Origin of the sequence: Enterococcus sp. DIV1368f (assembly GCF_051712245.1) — a bacterium.
Lineage (GTDB): Bacteria > Bacillota > Bacilli > Lactobacillales > Enterococcaceae > Enterococcus > Enterococcus faecalis.
Genome location: NZ_JBIOON010000001.1, coordinates 2,493,398 through 2,510,885, shown reverse-complemented (window position 1 = coordinate 2,510,885; position 17,488 = coordinate 2,493,398). Strand labels below are relative to the sequence as shown.

The window sequence follows — 17,488 nt, the reverse complement described above, 5'->3', positions numbered from 1 at the left end:
ATGTTGGACAATAATTTTGAAGAGAAGAAGTGGGAAGAATGATTATTCAAAGTAAAAACGTATGGATTAACGAACAATTTCAACCAGCTCAAGTTGAAGTGTCAGAACAACGAATTGTTGCAATTCTACCGTACAATGAAAAAGCTGTCGATAAAGAATACGGAGCAAAGCGCATTCTTCCAGGATTTATTGATATTCATGATCATGGTTGGCATGGTGGGGATGCCAATCATGCCAATCATGAATTTATCAAAGAGTGGCAAGCTTACCTTCCAGAAGAGGGGATTACAGCTTTTTTACCAACAACGTCAACCACATTTCCAAAAGACTTGGAACATTCATTTGAAGTGATTGGTTCATTTATTGAGGAAGACCAAGGAACCAACGGGGCACAAATCTTAGGGATTCATGCGGAAGGACCAATGATTTCTGAAGAATTTCGTGGCTCTCATAATCCAGAGTTATTAGTAAAACCATCCGTTGAGACATTTAAAAAATGGCAAGAGTTAGCAAAAGGGCACATAAAATTAATGACGTTGGCACCAGAAAATGATGTAGAGAATGCCTTGACTACATATTGTCATGAACATGATGTAGTCATTTCAATTGGCCATACGGCTGCAACCTATGAACAAGCAATGGCAGCTGTCGAAGCAGGTGCAAAAAGTTTTACCCATACGTTTAATGGAATGGAAGATATCAGTCACCGGAAACCAACCGCAGTAGTTGCTGCTTTGGATAGTGAAGAAACGTTTGCTGAAATTATTGCTGATGGGGTGCATGTTGATTATTCATTAGTACGTGTGTTAGCCAAACTAAAAGGCAAGGACTATTTAATTGCTGTGACAGATTCTATCTGGGCCAAAGGGTGTCAACCAGGCGTTTATCCAAAACCAGAAAAAGGGATCGAAATGGTTATTGATGAACAAAATGTGGTCCGTTTAGCCAATGGCAAGTTAGCTGGAAGTACGAACCATTTAAATAATATGGTTCGCAACCTTGTTGAAAAAGCATTACTTCCAGAAGTGATTGCTATTAATTCAGTCACGAAAAATCCAGCTCGTTTGTTGAATGTGAACGAATCTATGGGAGAAATCAAACTAGGGCTTTTAGGTAATTTTACAATTATTGATGAGAAATACGAAGTGCTAGAAACCTTAGTAAATGGTGAAACAGTTTATAAAAAGTAGACGAAGTCTAATAGGAGGAAAAAAATGTTAGTACAGGCAATTTTGGTAGGGATTTGGGCTGGGATAGCAGGGGTTGATAAGCTTGTCTTACAGACACATATTCATCGTCCGATTGTTACAGGGCTGATTGTTGGTTTAATATTGGGAGATGTCAACACAGGGTTAATCACTGGAGCAACGCTAGAGTTAGTTTGGATTGGTGCAGTAGCAATCGGCGGTGCGCAACCACCTAACGTAGTAATTGGGGGAGTTATTGGAACAGCGTTAGCAATTATCACAAAATCTGACCCACAAGTGACCGTAGGTTTGGCTGTTCCTTTCGCAGTTGCAGCGCAAGCGTTAATTACCTTGTTATATACAGCGATGTCACCAATTATGCACAAATTTGATGCTTATGCAAAAAAAGCAGATACAAGAGGCATCGAAAGAATGTCTAGTTTTTTACCAATCGTTTTATTCATTTGTTATTTTTTTGTAGTATTTTTATGTATTTTCTTTGGTGCTGATAAAGCCTCTAGTTTCATTTCTATTCTACCCGAATGGAGTATTCATGGCTTGAGCGTTGCAGGTGGTATGATGCCAGCAGTAGGTTTCGCCATGTTATTAAAAACGATGTGGGAAACATCCTACGTGCCGTTCTTTATTTTTGGTTTTGTTATGGCTGCCTATTTAGGGTTAGATACATTAGCGGTTGCAGGTTTAGCTGTCGCAATTGCTTTATATGAATTTTACTCACAAAGAAATAATACAGTTACTGCATCAAATAATAATGGAGGGTTTGAAGAAGATGGCATCTGAAGAAACATATAATGATACGATATCCGAAAAAGTAATAACAAAAAAAGAGTTAAAAAAAATAATGTTCCGTTCGTATCTGCTACAATCTTCATTTAATTATGAAAGAATGCAAGCAGGCGGCTGGACCTACTCATTAATTCCAGGATTGAAAAAGATTCATCGTGATAAAGAAGACTTAGCTCTTTCTTTGGAAAATCATTTACAATTTATGAACACGAATCCACAATTGGTGACATTCATGCATGGTGTGATTATTGCAATGGAAGAGTCAAAAGAATCACCAAAATCCATTCAAGCGATTAAAACAGCGTTGATGGGCCCGTTAGGCGGAATTGGGGATGCGTTATTTTATTTAACCGTTTTGCCGATTGCAGCAGCGATTGGTTCACAACTATCATTAGAAGGCAATATCTTAGGACCAATTGTTTTCTTGTTGTTATTTAATATTCCGTATATGGCTGCCAAAATTGGGTTAATTAATCTAGGCTATAAAATGGGTGTCAAAGCAATTTCAGTTTTAAGCGAAAGTACTAAAAAATTATCTCGTTCAGCAACAATTGTAGGAATTTCCGTGGTGGGTGCGTTGATTCCGAAGAGTGTACAATTAACGACAACTTTTGTTTTTCGCTTGAAAGATACTAAGTTAGACCTTCAAACACAATTGTTTGATACAATCATGCCCAATTTACTACCTTTAGTGTTTACGCTGTTTTGTTTTATTATGTTGAAAAAAGGACGTACGCCGATTGCTTTAATTATTTTTACTGTGATTTTTGGGTTGTTAGGTTCTTTAGTCGGCATTATATAAAAAAGATTTGGAACAATAGCCAAAATCGCTATTGTTCCAAATCTTTTTCTAAATTTAATCGAGTGATTATTCTTTATACGCCCACTTGAAGTCGTATTTAGCACCTGTTGGATGATAAATAATTTCTTTCACGTTTGGTGCACGTAAGTGTGATTCTGCTTTTTGGTAAATTGGCACAACACCCATATCAGCAATTACTGTTTTTTCAGCGTTGATTAGATCTTCCCAGCGTTTTTCAGGATCGTTAACATCTGTGGTTTTGGACGCAGCAATGAATTTATCGTATTCAGGATTGCTGTAACGTCCACGGTTATTAGAAGTTGAGCTTTCTAATAAATCTAAGAAGTTAATTGGGTCTGAATAGTCGGCACTCCAACCACGAACAGCGATTTGGAAATCCCCTTTTAAGGTACGATCTAAGCGAACAGCCATAGGGACAGGCGTCACAGTTACTTTTAAGCCTTCCAAAGTATCAGATAGTGATCCTTGAAGATATTCGCCCATTTTTTTAGCGCCTTCAGAGTCGTCTACCATTAAATCAACCGTTAAGTTGGAAACACCAAGTTCTTGTTTCGCTTTGTTCCAGTATTCCACAGCTTTTTTCTTGTCGTATTTGACTAATTTGTCGCTGCCGGCTTCTTTAACAAAGTCTTCACCCGTTTTTGGTGATTTCGCGACATCCACAGGAACGAAGCCTTGTGAAGGAAGAGAGCCATTGGCTAAAATGTTTTTAGCTAATGAATCGCGATCGATGGCATAAGACATAGCACGACGTAAGTTTGCGTTGGTCAATGGTGATTTTTCATCTGCTTGATTCATTTCTAAATAGAAAGAAGAAGCGGCTTTTAATTGGACCAAGTCAGGCGAGTTTTGCATTTGTTGGGCCAGTTCGCCAGATAAATACGTATCATCCACTTCACCAGTTTCATAAAGATTTAAGGCAGTTGGGGCTTCTTTCACCACGTTGATAGCGACTTTATCTAACTTGACCGTCTCTTTGTCCCAATATTCTTCATTTTTAGTTAGAGACCATTTAGTATCTGTTCCGGGACCATCAAACTCAGTTAGCGTAAACGGACCATTGTAGACTGCTTTATCGCTACTCTTTGTATAATCTTTACCAAAACGTTCAACGATATCTTGACGTTGCGGCAAGAAAGAAGGGAAAGCCAATAAATCGTCAAAATATGGTGTTGCTGTTTCTAGAGTGATTTCTAATTCATGATCATTGATTGCTTTAATGCCCAATTCTTCTTTAGGTAGTTCCCCTTTAGAAATTTTTTCAGCATTTTTTACTGGTTCAAACATGTAGGCATATTCTGAAGCAGTGGCAGGGTCCACTGTTCGTTGCCAACCGTAAACGTAATCTGCAGCAGTAACTGGTTTGCCATCAGACCATTTTGATTCTTCACGTAATTTAACTTTGTAAACTAAACCGTCTTCTGAAACAGTCGCTTTTTCGGCTGCACCAGCAGGTGCGGGTTTGTTGTCTTTATCTAAACGATAGATTCCTTCGTAGACATTATTTAAAGTGGTAAAACTCACTTCATCTGTCGCAAGGGACGGATCGGCACTAGGCATTTCTTGGGATTCAACCATTGTGTATACTTGGTTGTCGCTGCCGCCGTTGCTTGCTCCTTTATCGTCACTGCCACCGCCGCAGGCCGCTAAAGCTAAGCTTGATAATACAAGTAATGAAGTAAATAAAACAGATTTCTTCATTTGACACGCTCCTTTTCATTTTTAGCAATACTCTCAGTATAATGTAAAAATGAAAAGGAGAAATTAAAAAATCGTTAGAAATGATTATTCTTTTATCAATTTTTAAAAAATGTCTAATCTTTTTTATGAAAAAAGTGGACAAACGTTGATAAGTAAAGATTTGAGGTGATTTCCATGCAGAAAACATTCGATTTTTGAGTATTTATTCATCATTGATTTGATTTTTTTGACATAAAATAAACATCCCTTTTACAAAAAACAAATGAGAAGAAAAAAAGATTGTTACAAAAGCAAATAAGTGCTTTTGTAACAATCTTTTTAATCTTTTAATCGTTGGATATCAATGACAGTTCCTGTGTAGGCATCTGCAGTGAATTCGTATTGAACAATGCCGTCGTCTTCAATGCGGCAAATTCCTCCAGTATACGTTTTGGAGTGGATGGCGAATTTCCGCAAGGGCTTTTTCTCAAATTCAATCCACGAACCTTCAATCGGTCCTTCTTTTAAAAAAGCAGCTTTTACATTTTCTAAGACGAGATCAGCGGAGATTGTTTTTTTCTTATGGTAGAACAAGGTTGAGGCAATGCCGCCTACTAAACCAAGACCAACGCCTAGCGCTAAGCCGCCTTTAAAGTATGTCAACTCATTTTCTTCGTTCATTTGTATGACCTCCCTTGGTCGGTTTCTGCTTACTATTACTTTTGTCAGTATCACTCTTATTTTACCATAGAGAAGGGGCCGCTGAGAAATAAAAAAAGTTTTTCAATCATTCTTTTAGAGCATTCTCATTGTCACGTTTAAAAAGAGAAAGCGATGTGCATTTTCTAGTATTTGCGTTATAATAAGAGTGAAATCATATGAAAGGAGTACCTATTTTTATCGACAGGATAAAGTGACTTTTTAGAGAAAAAGTGACGCTTGGTTGGCGTAATTTCCAACAAATCAAAAGCAATAGGACATACATCTATGGAAGAAAAAACATTTCAACGAATCAAGGAATTAACTGAATTACAAGGAACCAGCGGATTTGAAGACGACATTCGCGCGTACATGAAAGAACATATCACCCCGTTAGTGGACGATGTTCAATATGATGGTTTAGGTGGTATTTTTGGGATTAAACGTTCAAAAGTGGAAGCAGCGCCACGCGTAATGGTAGCAGCCCACATGGACGAAGTTGGCTTCATGTTAACTCAAATTAACGATAATGGTTTATTCCAAGTGGTTCCTTTAGGTGGCTGGAATCCCTATGTTGTTTCAGCACAACGTTTTACGTTAAAAACAAGTAAAGGGAACTATCCATGTATTTCTTCATCTATTCCGCCACACTTGTTGCGTGGTACGAGTGGTCAAAAACAATTAGAAGTCTCTGATGTGTTATTTGATGCAGGATTCTCTTCAAAAGAAGAAGCTGAAAGCTTTGGTGTTCGTCCAGGGGATTCCATTGTTCCACAAACAGAAACGATTAAAACAGCCAATGGCAAAAATATTATCAGTAAATCATGGGATAACCGCTATGGTTGTACGTTGGTATTAGATGCATTGGAAACGTTACAAAATGAAGAATTAGGCCACACATTAATTGCTGGAGCAAACGTACAAGAAGAAGTTGGTTTACGTGGTTCTAAACCATCTGTTCATAAATTTAATCCAGATATCTTCTTTGCGGTGGATTGTTCAGCGGCAGATGATATTCACACGAAAAAAGGGACGTATGGTCATTTAGGTGAAGGAACGTTATTACGGATTTTCGACCCAGGTTTGATCACATTGCCTCGCTTACGTGAATATTTATTAGATACAGCAGCGACACACAATATTCCGTATCAATATTTTGTTTCTAAAGGCGGAACGGATGCTGGGGCAGCGCACACAACTAATAATGGTGTACCAAGTACAGTCATCGGCGTTTGTGGTCGTTACATCCATACGCATCAAACAATGTTTAGTATTGCGGATTATGAAGCAGCGCGGGAAATGTTGTTACAAGCATTACGTGGCTTGGATAAATCAACAGTTAATACAATTGTTTACGGAAAGTAGAGGATGTTTAAATGATTTATCCCAATTCATTAGAAGAACTAGCAACTTATGTTGAAAAAGGTAAAAATGTTTTCTTCTTTACTGCTGATTGGTGCGGAGACTGTCGTTTCATTAAACCAGTCATGCCTGAAATTGAAGAAGCATTTCCAGCGTTTCAATTTATCGAAGTTGACCGTGATCAGTTTATTGACGTGGCTGCCGAGTGGAATATTTTTGGTATTCCGAGTTTTGTCGTAATTGAAAACGGTCAAGAGTTAGGACGCTTAGTAAATAAAGACCGAAAAACAAAAGAAGAAATCAGTGCATTTTTAACTAGCTTAGGCTAATTTTCATGAACCAGAGGAACCATTAAATTAAGAGAGAATCAGCTGGACAAAAGGGCGTTCTGCGTAAGGGTCCTAAATTCATTTTTGACTCTAGTTTCTTAGTCAAAGAAGCCTTTTAGATCAGCCTCCATCGGGAAGGTGACGAAAATGGAAGAACAAATGTATAAAAATATTCTTGTCGGCGTAGACGGTAGTGATCAAGCCAATTTAGCTTATGAACGTGCAATTGAGGTTGCTCGTCGAAACGGAAGCCGAGTCATTGTTGCAAATATTTTAGAAAATCAAGTGTATACAATGATGGGGTATTCGACGTTAAATGATCAATTAATTGATCAAGAAACAGCCGCTGCGGAAGAATTAATGGCCGATTGTAAAAAGTATGCTGAAAGCGTTGATTTTCATAATGTTGAAACAGTTACCATGTTTGGTTCACCCAAAGAAGTCATGAGTCATGAATTACCTGAAAAATACAATGTTGATTTAATTATGGTGGGACAATCAGGATTAAACGCAGTCGAACGTGTGGTCATGGGAAGCGTCAGTAGCTACATTATTCGTCAAGCCCCTTGCGATGTCTTAATTGTTCACTCTGAAGAAAAATAAGCAAAAAGAGTTATTGATTGAATAGAGAGTTGACCTAACGTTTCTTTTGTTTTTACAAAGGATCAGCGGCTTGTCACTCAAAATTGAGGACTTGGAGAATAAGTCGTAGCGACATATTTTCCAAGTCTTTTAGTTTTTCGACAAAAAAGTATGCACAATGGGTCAATTTTTGATAAGATAAGACAGGAAAACGACAGAGGAGGAACAGAAATGATTTTTGCATATAACAAAGAACACGTTGGCGATGTCTTACTTGTCATCGTTGCGGACGATCAAGGTGCGGAAAACCAAGTAAAACGTGTCGGCGATGTGGCACGTGTAAGTTTAGTTGAGGCGCCAGAAACAGTGGTAGCTTGGAATATTTTCAATGCTTCAGCGCTTCTAGGTGACATTAATGGCACCGGCCAAGTGACTTTAACAGACGAACAAATTGAAAAAGTCAATACAGCGATTAAAGATGCGGGATTTTCAGAAACCCTTGAAAAAGACGACACCCCTAAAATTGTGGTCGGCTTTGTCAAATCATGTAAAAAACACCCAGATTCAGATCATTTATCTATCACACAAACAGAAGTAGACAACGGCGAAATCTTACAAATTGTTTGTGGCGCACCGAACATCAAAGCAGGACAAAAAGTAGTTGTTGCCAAGCCAGGCGCAATGATGCCTGATGGTTTAATGATTTGGCCAGGGGTTTTACGTGGTGAAGAAAGTTTTGGAATGATTTGTTCAGCAAAAGAATTACGTTTACCAAATGCACCTGCTAAAAAAGGAATCTTAGAATTGCCTTTTGATGCAGAAGTTGGTTCAGCATTTGCGGTAGGAGAATAAAAGAAAGAAACGACCTGTTGTTCAGACAACAGGTCGTTTCTTTCTTTTATTGATTGCTGCGATTATTTTGTTGTGTTAAAGCTGACTTATCAATGGTTAAATCGATGGTTGCTTTCATTTCTTTAGAACCACGATAATAAGTCACTTCCATTTTGTCGCCAACTTTTTTCTTATAAAGCGCGCTTTGTAAATCTGTAGTAGAGCTTACGTCTTGGCCGTCAACTTTCGTGATAACATCGTATTTTTCCAATCCAGCCTTTTCAGCAGGGGTCGCTGCTTCAACACCACGAACCACTACGCCAGTTTTTACAGAAGCTGGAATTTTTAAAATTTGTTCTTGTTGTTGTGAAGAGATACCTGTTAAATCAGACATCGTAATCCCGAGAGCTGGCCGCGTCACTTTACCATCTTTTTCTAATTGGTTGATAATGTTGACTACGTCATTACTTGGAATGGCAAAGCCCATCCCTTCAACGCTCACTTGACTAGTTGATTGCACAATTTTTACTGAGTTAATTCCAATGACTTGTCCTTCAATATTGATTAGTGGACCACCAGAGTTTCCTGGATTAATAGCAGCATCGGTTTGAATGGCATTAATATTGATGGTTTCACCAGACTCGTTTTTATTGGTAATATTTCTATTCACAGAAGAGATGATTCCTTGTGTGACAGAGTTAGCATAATCAGAGCCTAGAGGGGAACCAATTGCAATCGCAGGCTCACCGACTGTGATTTTACTAGAATTTCCAAACTCAGCGACTTGATCAACTTTGTCGGAAGAAATTTTAATCACGGCTAAATCCGTGTAAGCATCGGTTCCGACTAATTCGCCTTTCACTTTGGTACCATCAGATAAAACAACTTCCAATCCTTGCGCTTTATCTACGACGTGGTTATTTGTCACGACATAAGCCGTTTTACCATCTTTCTTATAAATAACCCCACTACCTTCACTGGCTGCTTCTAAATCGTTACCATTGTTGCCGGAAGAGTCTTGAGTACCTTCATTCCCACCGAACAATCCCCCAAAAGGATCATCTGCCGAAGAATTGTTGCTAGCACTTTGCATATTAATGACAGAAACCACAGAATTTTGAACTTTTTTCACGGCTTTTGTGACATCGCTAGAAACATTGTAACTCACATTGCTGACTTTTGTGTCGCCGTGATTAGTGGACGTCGTCGTCGCCGCATTATTTCCGCCGTTGGGTGTGGGAATAATCCCAGAATAAGCGCCTCCTAGAATAAGGGCACCACCAAGTAAGCCGCCAGCTAAACCAATCCCAAATTTTTGCAATAAACTTTTTTTATCTGAATTAGGTGTAACATCTTTTCGTTGCATAAAATAACCTCCCAATAAGTGCATCTGAATTTTCTATATTAAGTATATCTGTTTCCTACTCCTTTAGTCTATCGAATAGCTTTGAATTTTTTATGAACAACTTAGGGAAAAATTACAGAAAAAATACGAATGAAAAAGTTATACACAGAAAAATGTGAACAAATCGGGAATAACTCTGTGTACAGTTTTCAGGAAAGTTATCCACAGAATGTGGATAATGTGGACAAATCAGTGGCGAATATGTGTTTGTATTGAAAAAGCTGTTAAATAAAGTAATTTTTTAGTTTGTTCTGTGGATAACTCTGTGTATATGTGTATAAGTATGTGGAAACGTTGTGGAAAGTAGCCAAACTTCGTGCTAAAATAGGAACGAAGAGAAAACGAGAAAGTAGTGGAATAGGTGAAAATTAAACTAGTAACAGTCGGAAAACTGAAAGAAAAATACCTGATTCAAGGCATTAATGAATATCTGAAACGTTTAAATAGCTATGCCAAGATGGAAATCATTGAAGTACCAGATGAAAAAGCCCCAGAAAAACTTAGTGACGCTGAAATGCTTCAAGTCAAAGAAAAAGAAGGGCAACGTATTTTGGGAAAAATTAATGACAACGAATACGTCTTTGTTTTAGCCATTAATGGCAAACAATTAGCTAGTGAAGAATTTTCAAAAGAAATTGAACAATTAGGGATTAGTGGCAAAAGTAACCTAACCTTTGTCATTGGTGGCTCCTTAGGTCTCAGTGATTCAGTCTTTCAGCGAAGTAACCAACAAATTTCTTTTGGCCGCTTAACTTATCCACATCAGTTAATGCGTTTGGTATTAGTGGAACAAATTTATCGCGGTTTTCGGATTATGAAAGGGGAACCGTATCATAAATAGGAAGTAGGCTGGTTGCTCAGTAATTTCTATAAATCAAGTCATTGCTTGAAAAATATATGAAGTAAAATCTCTTTAGTCTGTTTGTCTGATAGAAAATAAAAAAATTCAATCAAACTGGATTGAGAGAAACGTTACCGTTCAAACAATAAATAAAAATGAGAGGAATGGCAAAAAACAATGGTCATTCCTCTCGTTTTTTCAAAAAAATTGTCCGATTGTTGTGCCTCAGAAATAGGTTCAGCACCCATAATTATTATTTTAAAATGAGAAAAAATTAAGGGATTATCATAAAAATCAATATTTTTAACGTGAAAAGTTGAATAAGCTCTTCAATGAAGAAAACACTATTGACAGTAATCAAAAATTACCTTAAAGTGAAAGCGTAAACATGTATAACATTTCATGTGACTGGGGAAAACTAGGCATGAAAAGTCTGTCTGAAGTAATTACTTTAGGTTGTCTTTTCATGCCTAATTTTTATATAGAATACTTAGTAGAGGAGGAAGTTGATTAAATTATCAGAAAAAAGTGTTTGGAAAAGTCGGATTGGTTGCTTAAAAATAGAAAGATATGGGGAAAAATATGATTAAAAAAATAATAGTCGTTGTTGCTTTCATGCTTACAGGCTTCTCGCTAACTGCGATGAGTGCATCTGCAGAAGAAATAACTGATTTATTTTTACAAAAAGAAGTGACATATTCTGGTGTGGAAGGAGGAAAAATTGGAGAGAATTGGAAATACCCTCAATTTGTTGGCGAAAAAGCTGTCGATGGCGATGAAACAACACGCTGGTCCGCTGATAAGCAAGATGAACAATGGTTAATTGTTGATTTGGGTGAAGTAAAAAACATTGGCGAACTCGTCTTACAGTTGCATGCAGAAAGTCCTGTGTATGAAATCTTAGTTTCAACAGATGGTGAAAGCTATCAATCTATCTTTAAAGAAGAGAATGGGCAAGGTGGCCAACCTACTAAAAAATATATTGATGGCAATAATGTACAAGCACGTTTTGTAAAATATCAGCAGATGAAAATGTGGCAACACACAAATAAGCAATTTTACAGTTCAAGTATTATTTCGTTTGAAGCATATGAAAAAAAACGACTGCCAGAAGCGATTAAACTTTTAACAGAGAACCTGACTATTAGTGAAAAAAGAAAGCAACAGCTAGCCTTTGAAGTGTCACCAGCTGGAGTAGACATCACAGAGGATCAGATTGAGTGGTCGAGTAGTGATCCTACCATTGTGACGGTTGACCAAACGGGTAATTTAACAGCAGTTAAGAGTGGTGAAGCGAAGGTAACAGTCAAAATTAAAGGAACAGAAATTAGTGATACAATTCCTGTGACTGTTGTAGCAGAAAATAAACAATATGCGGAAATGCGAGCAAAATGGAAAATGCGATTGTTGGGTACAACGCAGTATGATAACGATGCAGATGTGCAACAGTATCGTGCCCAGATTGCTACGGAGAGTTTAGCATTATGGCAAACGCTTAATCAAGCAGCAGATCGTGGGTATCTGTGGGAACGAAAACCATCGGATACAGTGTCTGCTGATTACACGACTCAATTTACCAATATTAAAAAATTAGCGTTAGGCTACTATGAACCATCAAGTGAGCTTTTTGAAAAACCGGAAGTTTATGATGCGATTGTTAAAGGCATTGAATTTATGATTGATACAAAAAAATACAATGGAACGTATTACACAGGTAACTGGTGGGATTGGCAAATTGGTTCCGCGCAGCCGCTAACAGATACATTGATTTTATTACATGATGAACTATTGAATACAGATGCAGAAAAATTAAATAAATTTACTGCTCCGCTGATGCTGTATGCAAAAGATCCAAACATACAATGGCCAATTTATCGTGCAACAGGGGCTAACTTAACAGATATTTCAATCACCGTTTTAGGTACTGGACTTTTGTTAGAAGATAATCAACGCCTAGTACAAGTACAAGAAGCTGTTCCGTCCGTTTTAAAAAGTGTTTCCTCAGGTGATGGCTTATATCCTGATGGTTCCTTGATTCAACATGGTTATTTTCCGTACAACGGCAGTTACGGGAATGAGTTGCTAAAAGGGTTTGGACGAATTCAGACTATTTTACAAGGTTCCGATTGGGAGATGAATGACCCCAACATTAGTAATTTATTTAATGTTGTTGATAAAGGTTACTTACAATTGATGGTAAATGGAAAAATGCCATCGATGGTTTCTGGTAGAAGTATTTCCAGAGCGCCAGAAACGAATCCTTTTACTACAGAGTTTGAATCGGGTAAAGAAACAATAGCTAATTTAACCTTAATTGCAAAATTTGCACCAGAAAATTTAAGAAATGACATTTATACATCTATCCAAACGTGGCTTCAACAAAGTGGGTCATACTATCATTTCTTTAAAAAACCAAGAGATTTTGAAGCGTTAATTGACTTGAAAAATGTAGTGAATAGTGCGTCACCTGCCCAAGCGACACCAATGCAATCTTTAAATGTATATGGTTCGATGGATCGAGTCCTACAGAAAAATAACGAATATGCGGTGGGTATTAGTATGTATTCACAACGTGTCGGAAACTATGAATTTGGGAATACGGAAAATAAAAAAGGCTGGCATACAGCAGACGGCATGCTTTATTTATACAATCAAGACTTTGCTCAGTTTGATGAAGGATACTGGGCAACGATCGATCCATATCGATTACCAGGAACGACAGTTGACACAAGAGAATTGGCAAATGGTGCTTATACAGGGAAACGCAGTCCCCAGTCATGGGTAGGTGGCTCAAATAATGGACAGGTTGCCTCTATAGGAATGTTTTTAGATAAAAGTAATGAAGGAATGAACTTAGTTGCTAAAAAATCTTGGTTCCTATTAGATGGTCAAATCATTAATTTGGGAAGTGGCATTACTGGTACGACAGGTGCTTCGATTGAAACAATCCTCGATAATCGGATGATTCATCCACAGGAAGTGAAGCTTGACCAAGGTTCAGACAAAGATAATTCTTGGATTAGTTTAAGCGCAGCGAATCCATTGAATAACATTGGCTATGTTTTTCCTAATTCAATGAATACGCTTGATGTTCAAATAGAAGAACGCTCTGGTCGCTACGGAGATATTAACGAATACTTTGTTAATGATAAAACCTATACAAATACATTTGCTAAAATTAGTAAAAATTATGGCAAGACTGTTGAAAATGGTACTTACGAATATTTAACAGTGGTTGGGAAAACGAATGAAGAAATCGCAGCTCTTTCTAAAAACAAAGGCTATACTGTTCTAGAAAATACAGCAAACTTACAAGCCATTGAAGCAGGTAATTATGTCATGATGAATACATGGAATAATGACCAAGAAATTGCAGGACTGTATGCGTATGATCCAATGTCGGTTATTTCAGAAAAAATTGATAACGGTGTTTATCGCTTAACTCTTGCGAATCCTTTACAAAATAATGCATCCGTTTCTATTGAATTTGATAAGGGTATTCTTGAAGTAGTCGTAGCGGACCCAGAAATTTCTGTTGACCAAAATATTATCACTTTAAATAGTGCGGGGTTAAATGGCAGCTCGCGTTCAATCACAGTTAAAACAACTCCTGAAGTAACGAAAGAAGCGTTAGAAAAATTAATTCAGGAACAAAAAGAACACCAAGAAAAAGACTACACCGCAAGCAGCTGGAAAGTCTACAGTGAAGCATTGCAGCAAGCGAAAACTGTGGCAGATCAAACAACAGCAACGCAAGCAGAAGTAGACCAAGCAGAAGCAAAACTACGCTCGGCAGTGAAGCAATTGGTAAAAGTACCAACTAAAGAAGTAGATAAAACCAACTTGTTGAAAATCATCAAAGAAAACGAGAAACATCAAGAAAAAGACTACACCGCAAGCAGCTGGAAAGTCTACAGTGAAGCATTGCAGCAAGCACAAACTGTGGCAGATCAAACAACAGCAACGCAAGCAGAAGTAGACCAAGCAGAAGCAAAACTACGCTCGGCAGTGAAGCAATTGGTAAAAGTGCCAACTAAAGAAGTAGATAAAACCAACTTGTTGAAAATCATCAAAGAAAACGAGAAAAACCAAGAAAAAGACTACACCGCAAGCAGCTGGAAAGTCTACAGCGAAGCATTGCAACAAGCGCAAACTGTGGCAGATCAAACAACAGCAACGCAAGCAGAAGTAGACCAAGCAGAAGAAAAACTACGTTCGGCGGTGAAGCAATTAACATTGAAAAATAGTGGGGAAAATAAAAAGGAGCAAAAAAATAGGGGGAATAATGGACAGTTAAATACTAGTGCGGGAGTTGATCAAACTGGTACGAAACAAGTTAAGCCATCAAGCCAAGGTGGTTTCAGAAAAGCTAGCCAATTTTTACCGAGCACAGGAGAAAAGAAATCGATCGCGCTTGTGATTATTGGCCTTCTAGTTATCGCCAGTGGGTGTCTTCTAGTTTTTCGTAAAAGTAAATCGAAGAAGTAAAAAATTACGGAGTCACTAAAAACATAAGAAAAAGCAGACTTCCATACAAGAAGTCTGCTTTTTCATTAATTACTCCGCTTCCGCGTTTTGCAAGTCAGCGACATCAGTCAGATAAGTGGCTTCATCCAACAAATCTTCCGAATGTGCGACATAAATCGCAGTGGCGCTATCACCAACCACGTTTAGGCTAGTAACGAGCATTTCGATTGGACGATTAATGGCTAAAATCAATGAATACGTCGCAATCGCAATCTCATTGTTATAGTTTAAACCAGTTAAAATAGTGAAAAGGATAATCCCGCCAGCGCCAGGTGCCGCAGGTGTACCAATGGATGACATTAAAGCTAAAATGGCAATCAAGGCAATATTAGCTGGTGTCACTTCATAACCAGCTACGCCCGCTACAAAAATAGCCGCAATTACTTGCATAATCGCTGTGCCGTTCATATTGATAGTCATTCCTAACGGCAAGACAAAGGCGGCAACATCGCTGTCGACACCTAACTCTTCAACCGTTGTTTTTGTATTTAACGGTAAAGTGGCTGCCGAAGAAGAAGTAGAAAATCCAAAGACCACAACTTTCATAATCTTTTTAATAAAAGGAACAGGATTTAATTTTGTCGCAAATAAGATAAATAATGGGTAACCGATCATCAAAAAGGCTAAGAGCGTCGCTGTCGTTGTTACGACGTAGACTAACGCTGGTTTTAAATAATCAATCCCGTAAGAAGCAAACGTCCGAACTAACAACATAAAGACGGCGATAGGAGCAAATTTAGTAATTACAAAGGTTAAAAATAACGTGACCATCGCATTGACTTCTTCAATTAATTTTTTGAAAACACGAATTTTATCCCCTAATGCATTAATACATAAACCAGTAATCACTGCCAACACAACAACGGCTAAAATCGCACCATTGTCGCTAAATGCAGAACCGATATTTTTCGTGACAGCATTGACAATCACCATTAATGGGTTGCCGCTCGTACTTACTTCGACAGGAGCTAGCGTTTCAGATAACGACACATTAAAAGCACCAGTTAAATATACGCTATAGCCCACAATTCCTGCTGTTAGTAGAGCAATCAGTGACATCGATAAAAAGCCAAAAATTGTTTTATAAGAAATTCGTCCTAATTTTTGCGTATCGGTAATATGACAAATGGCTAAAGTAATTGAAGTAAAGACCATCGGCACAATCACTAATTGTAGGCCGTTAATAAATAGTTGACCAATAATATAGAAAAGTCCAATTGCAGATTGTCCTTTTTCAGGATCTGAAATATCTTGGAAAAGAATCTGATTGATTGTCTGCCACACGGCGCCTTGATTGCTGCGAATAAGGTGCTCTCTTAAAAATAAAAAGCCGAGCCCAACGATTAATCCTCCCACCAATGAAATCACCATTTTTTTGGTAAATGAGATACCTTTCACTTCACGTTTTTTCTTTTCCACATTGTTGCCTCCCAAATAAATTGATTAAGCACCGCGCAAAAAAAGCCTTGCACACAAAAAAAGGGCAAGACATCTCGTATCATTCACTATACAAAAATACAGAATTTTACAGAACTTTGCCTTGTTAGCCTCTCGGACTATCTTAAAGGTACTTTTCCACATACTAAGGGAAACTACGAGAATTGTCAATTCTTTTTTACTTAGGGGGGTTATTTTTGAAGAAAGAAAGTGATCTTTACCCTTTCCGCAGATACCGCAGCCAAAAAAGAACTACAACGGATTCTTTTGCAGTATAATAGAAAATAGAAACGAAAGAACAGGCACCAACACAAAGGAGGTATTTTTATGAAAGTCACTCAACTTTCTAGTGAAACCCTTGACCGAGCGCATGAACGTTTTGAAGAAACACTTGCGCAAATGACCGTTGCCGAAGCAAACACGATGCCCGCACCATTAATTAAGTCTGTTACTTGGCTAATGTGGCACACAGCCAGAGAATTAGACCTACAAATTTCCGCACTTAATCATAGTGAGCCGTTATGGCTTAGCCAACACTGGACAGAAAAATTTGCCTTGGATTTGCCAGATGAAACAGAAGACTGGCATCACACACCAGAAGAAGCGGCGAAAGTCGTGGTGGCAGAAAAGCAATTGCTTAGTGACTATTTAGCTGCCAGTGTGGCACTTACTAAAAGCTATTTAGACCAAGTCAAAGAAGAACAATTGTCAGACGTGATTGATAAAAATTGGACCCCGCCAGTGACTAGACAAGTACGTTTAGTCTCAGCGATTGATGATGCAGTGATGCATTCTGGGCAAGCCGTTTATACACGAAGATTAGTCATTGGAAAATGATAAATAAGCAAAAACAGAGCCTGGGCCAAAAATCACTTTGGATTTTTGGCCCAGGCTTAAAAATTGATAAACGGCGGGGACAGAAGCAACACTACGCGTTGCTCCGATCTCAACAACTTCTAAGGTGTTTTCTCGACATGC

Annotated in this window: 14 protein-coding genes; 10 read left to right on the top strand and 4 right to left on the bottom strand. The window is 38.0% G+C overall.

Annotated features, from left to right (window positions below; genetic code table 11):
* The first annotated feature begins 38 nt into the window (after positions 1-38).
* Genes nagA through IGL07_RS12220 form a run of 3 tightly spaced genes read left to right on the top strand, consistent with a single transcriptional unit; the run spans position 39 to position 2,796 of the window.
* The gene (gene nagA / locus IGL07_RS12230; RefSeq protein WP_010712881.1) at positions 39-1,190 is read left to right on the top strand and encodes an N-acetylglucosamine-6-phosphate deacetylase; all 1,152 of its coding nucleotides are present in this window, start codon (positions 39-41) and stop codon (positions 1,188-1,190) included.
* A gap of 24 nt (positions 1,191-1,214) precedes the next feature.
* Positions 1,215-1,988 carry a PTS N-acetylgalactosamine transporter subunit IIC gene (gene agaW / locus IGL07_RS12225; RefSeq protein WP_002375617.1) on the top strand — a complete coding sequence of 258 codons (774 nt, stop codon included), beginning with the start codon at positions 1,215-1,217 and terminating at the stop codon, positions 1,986-1,988.
* A complete protein-coding gene (locus tag IGL07_RS12220; protein ID WP_002395657.1) occupies positions 1,960-2,796 on the top strand; it encodes a PTS system mannose/fructose/sorbose family transporter subunit IID in 837 nt (278 codons plus the stop codon). Before agaW ends, IGL07_RS12220 begins: the two co-directional genes overlap by 29 nt.
* A gap of 66 nt (positions 2,797-2,862) precedes the next feature.
* Here the strand turns inward: IGL07_RS12220 and IGL07_RS12215 are convergent, their stop codons facing one another.
* Together IGL07_RS12215 and IGL07_RS12210 are read right to left on the bottom strand one after the other, a co-directional pair.
* Positions 2,863-4,518, bottom strand: coding sequence for a peptide ABC transporter substrate-binding protein (locus tag IGL07_RS12215; protein WP_002355011.1), 1,656 nt, complete (start codon positions 4,516-4,518; stop codon positions 2,863-2,865).
* 318 nt (positions 4,519-4,836) lie between these two features.
* Positions 4,837-5,178, bottom strand: a complete 342-nt coding sequence (locus tag IGL07_RS12210) for a PepSY domain-containing protein (protein ID WP_002355012.1) — start codon at positions 5,176-5,178, stop codon at positions 4,837-4,839.
* A gap of 306 nt (positions 5,179-5,484) precedes the next feature.
* Between IGL07_RS12210 and pepA the strand changes: the two genes are divergently transcribed.
* The 4 genes from pepA to ytpR all read left to right on the top strand — a co-directional run bounded on the left by pepA (position 5,485) and on the right by ytpR (position 8,321).
* Positions 5,485-6,561, top strand: a complete 1,077-nt coding sequence (pepA, locus tag IGL07_RS12205; RefSeq protein ID WP_002355013.1) for a glutamyl aminopeptidase — start codon at positions 5,485-5,487, stop codon at positions 6,559-6,561.
* A gap of 11 nt (positions 6,562-6,572) precedes the next feature.
* Entirely contained in the window at positions 6,573-6,887 is a 315-nt protein-coding gene (locus tag IGL07_RS12200) for a thioredoxin family protein (protein WP_002355015.1), read from the top strand.
* 147 nt (positions 6,888-7,034) lie between these two features.
* The gene (locus IGL07_RS12195; RefSeq protein WP_002385249.1) at positions 7,035-7,490 is read left to right on the top strand and encodes a universal stress protein; all 456 of its coding nucleotides are present in this window, start codon (positions 7,035-7,037) and stop codon (positions 7,488-7,490) included.
* Positions 7,491-7,700: 210 nt separating this feature from the next.
* The gene (gene ytpR / locus IGL07_RS12190; protein ID WP_002361057.1) at positions 7,701-8,321 is read left to right on the top strand and encodes a YtpR family tRNA-binding protein; all 621 of its coding nucleotides are present in this window, start codon (positions 7,701-7,703) and stop codon (positions 8,319-8,321) included.
* Positions 8,322-8,367: 46 nt separating this feature from the next.
* Here ytpR and IGL07_RS12185 read toward each other — a convergent pair whose 3' ends face one another.
* Complete coding sequence (locus IGL07_RS12185) at positions 8,368-9,666, bottom strand: S1C family serine protease (protein WP_002368406.1); 1,299 nt, start codon at positions 9,664-9,666, stop codon at positions 8,368-8,370.
* Positions 9,667-10,066: 400 nt separating this feature from the next.
* Here IGL07_RS12185 and rlmH point away from each other — a divergent pair, with 400 nt between their 5' ends.
* Entirely contained in the window at positions 10,067-10,546 is a 480-nt protein-coding gene (gene rlmH, locus IGL07_RS12180) for a 23S rRNA (pseudouridine(1915)-N(3))-methyltransferase RlmH (RefSeq protein ID WP_010817675.1), read from the top strand.
* Between the two features lie 582 nt (positions 10,547-11,128).
* Complete coding sequence (locus IGL07_RS12175) at positions 11,129-15,034, top strand: polysaccharide lyase family 8 super-sandwich domain-containing protein (RefSeq protein WP_438747461.1); 3,906 nt, start codon at positions 11,129-11,131, stop codon at positions 15,032-15,034.
* A gap of 69 nt (positions 15,035-15,103) precedes the next feature.
* On the opposite strand, the gene IGL07_RS12170 is transcribed toward IGL07_RS12175, so the two are convergent.
* Entirely contained in the window at positions 15,104-16,507 is a 1,404-nt protein-coding gene (locus IGL07_RS12170) for a dicarboxylate/amino acid:cation symporter (RefSeq protein WP_025189436.1), read from the bottom strand.
* Positions 16,508-16,837: 330 nt separating this feature from the next.
* Between IGL07_RS12170 and gst the strand changes: the two genes are divergently transcribed.
* A complete protein-coding gene (gene gst, locus IGL07_RS12165; RefSeq protein ID WP_002409189.1) occupies positions 16,838-17,347 on the top strand; it encodes a DinB family glutathione transferase in 510 nt (169 codons plus the stop codon).
* The last annotated feature ends 141 nt before the right edge of the window (positions 17,348-17,488 follow it).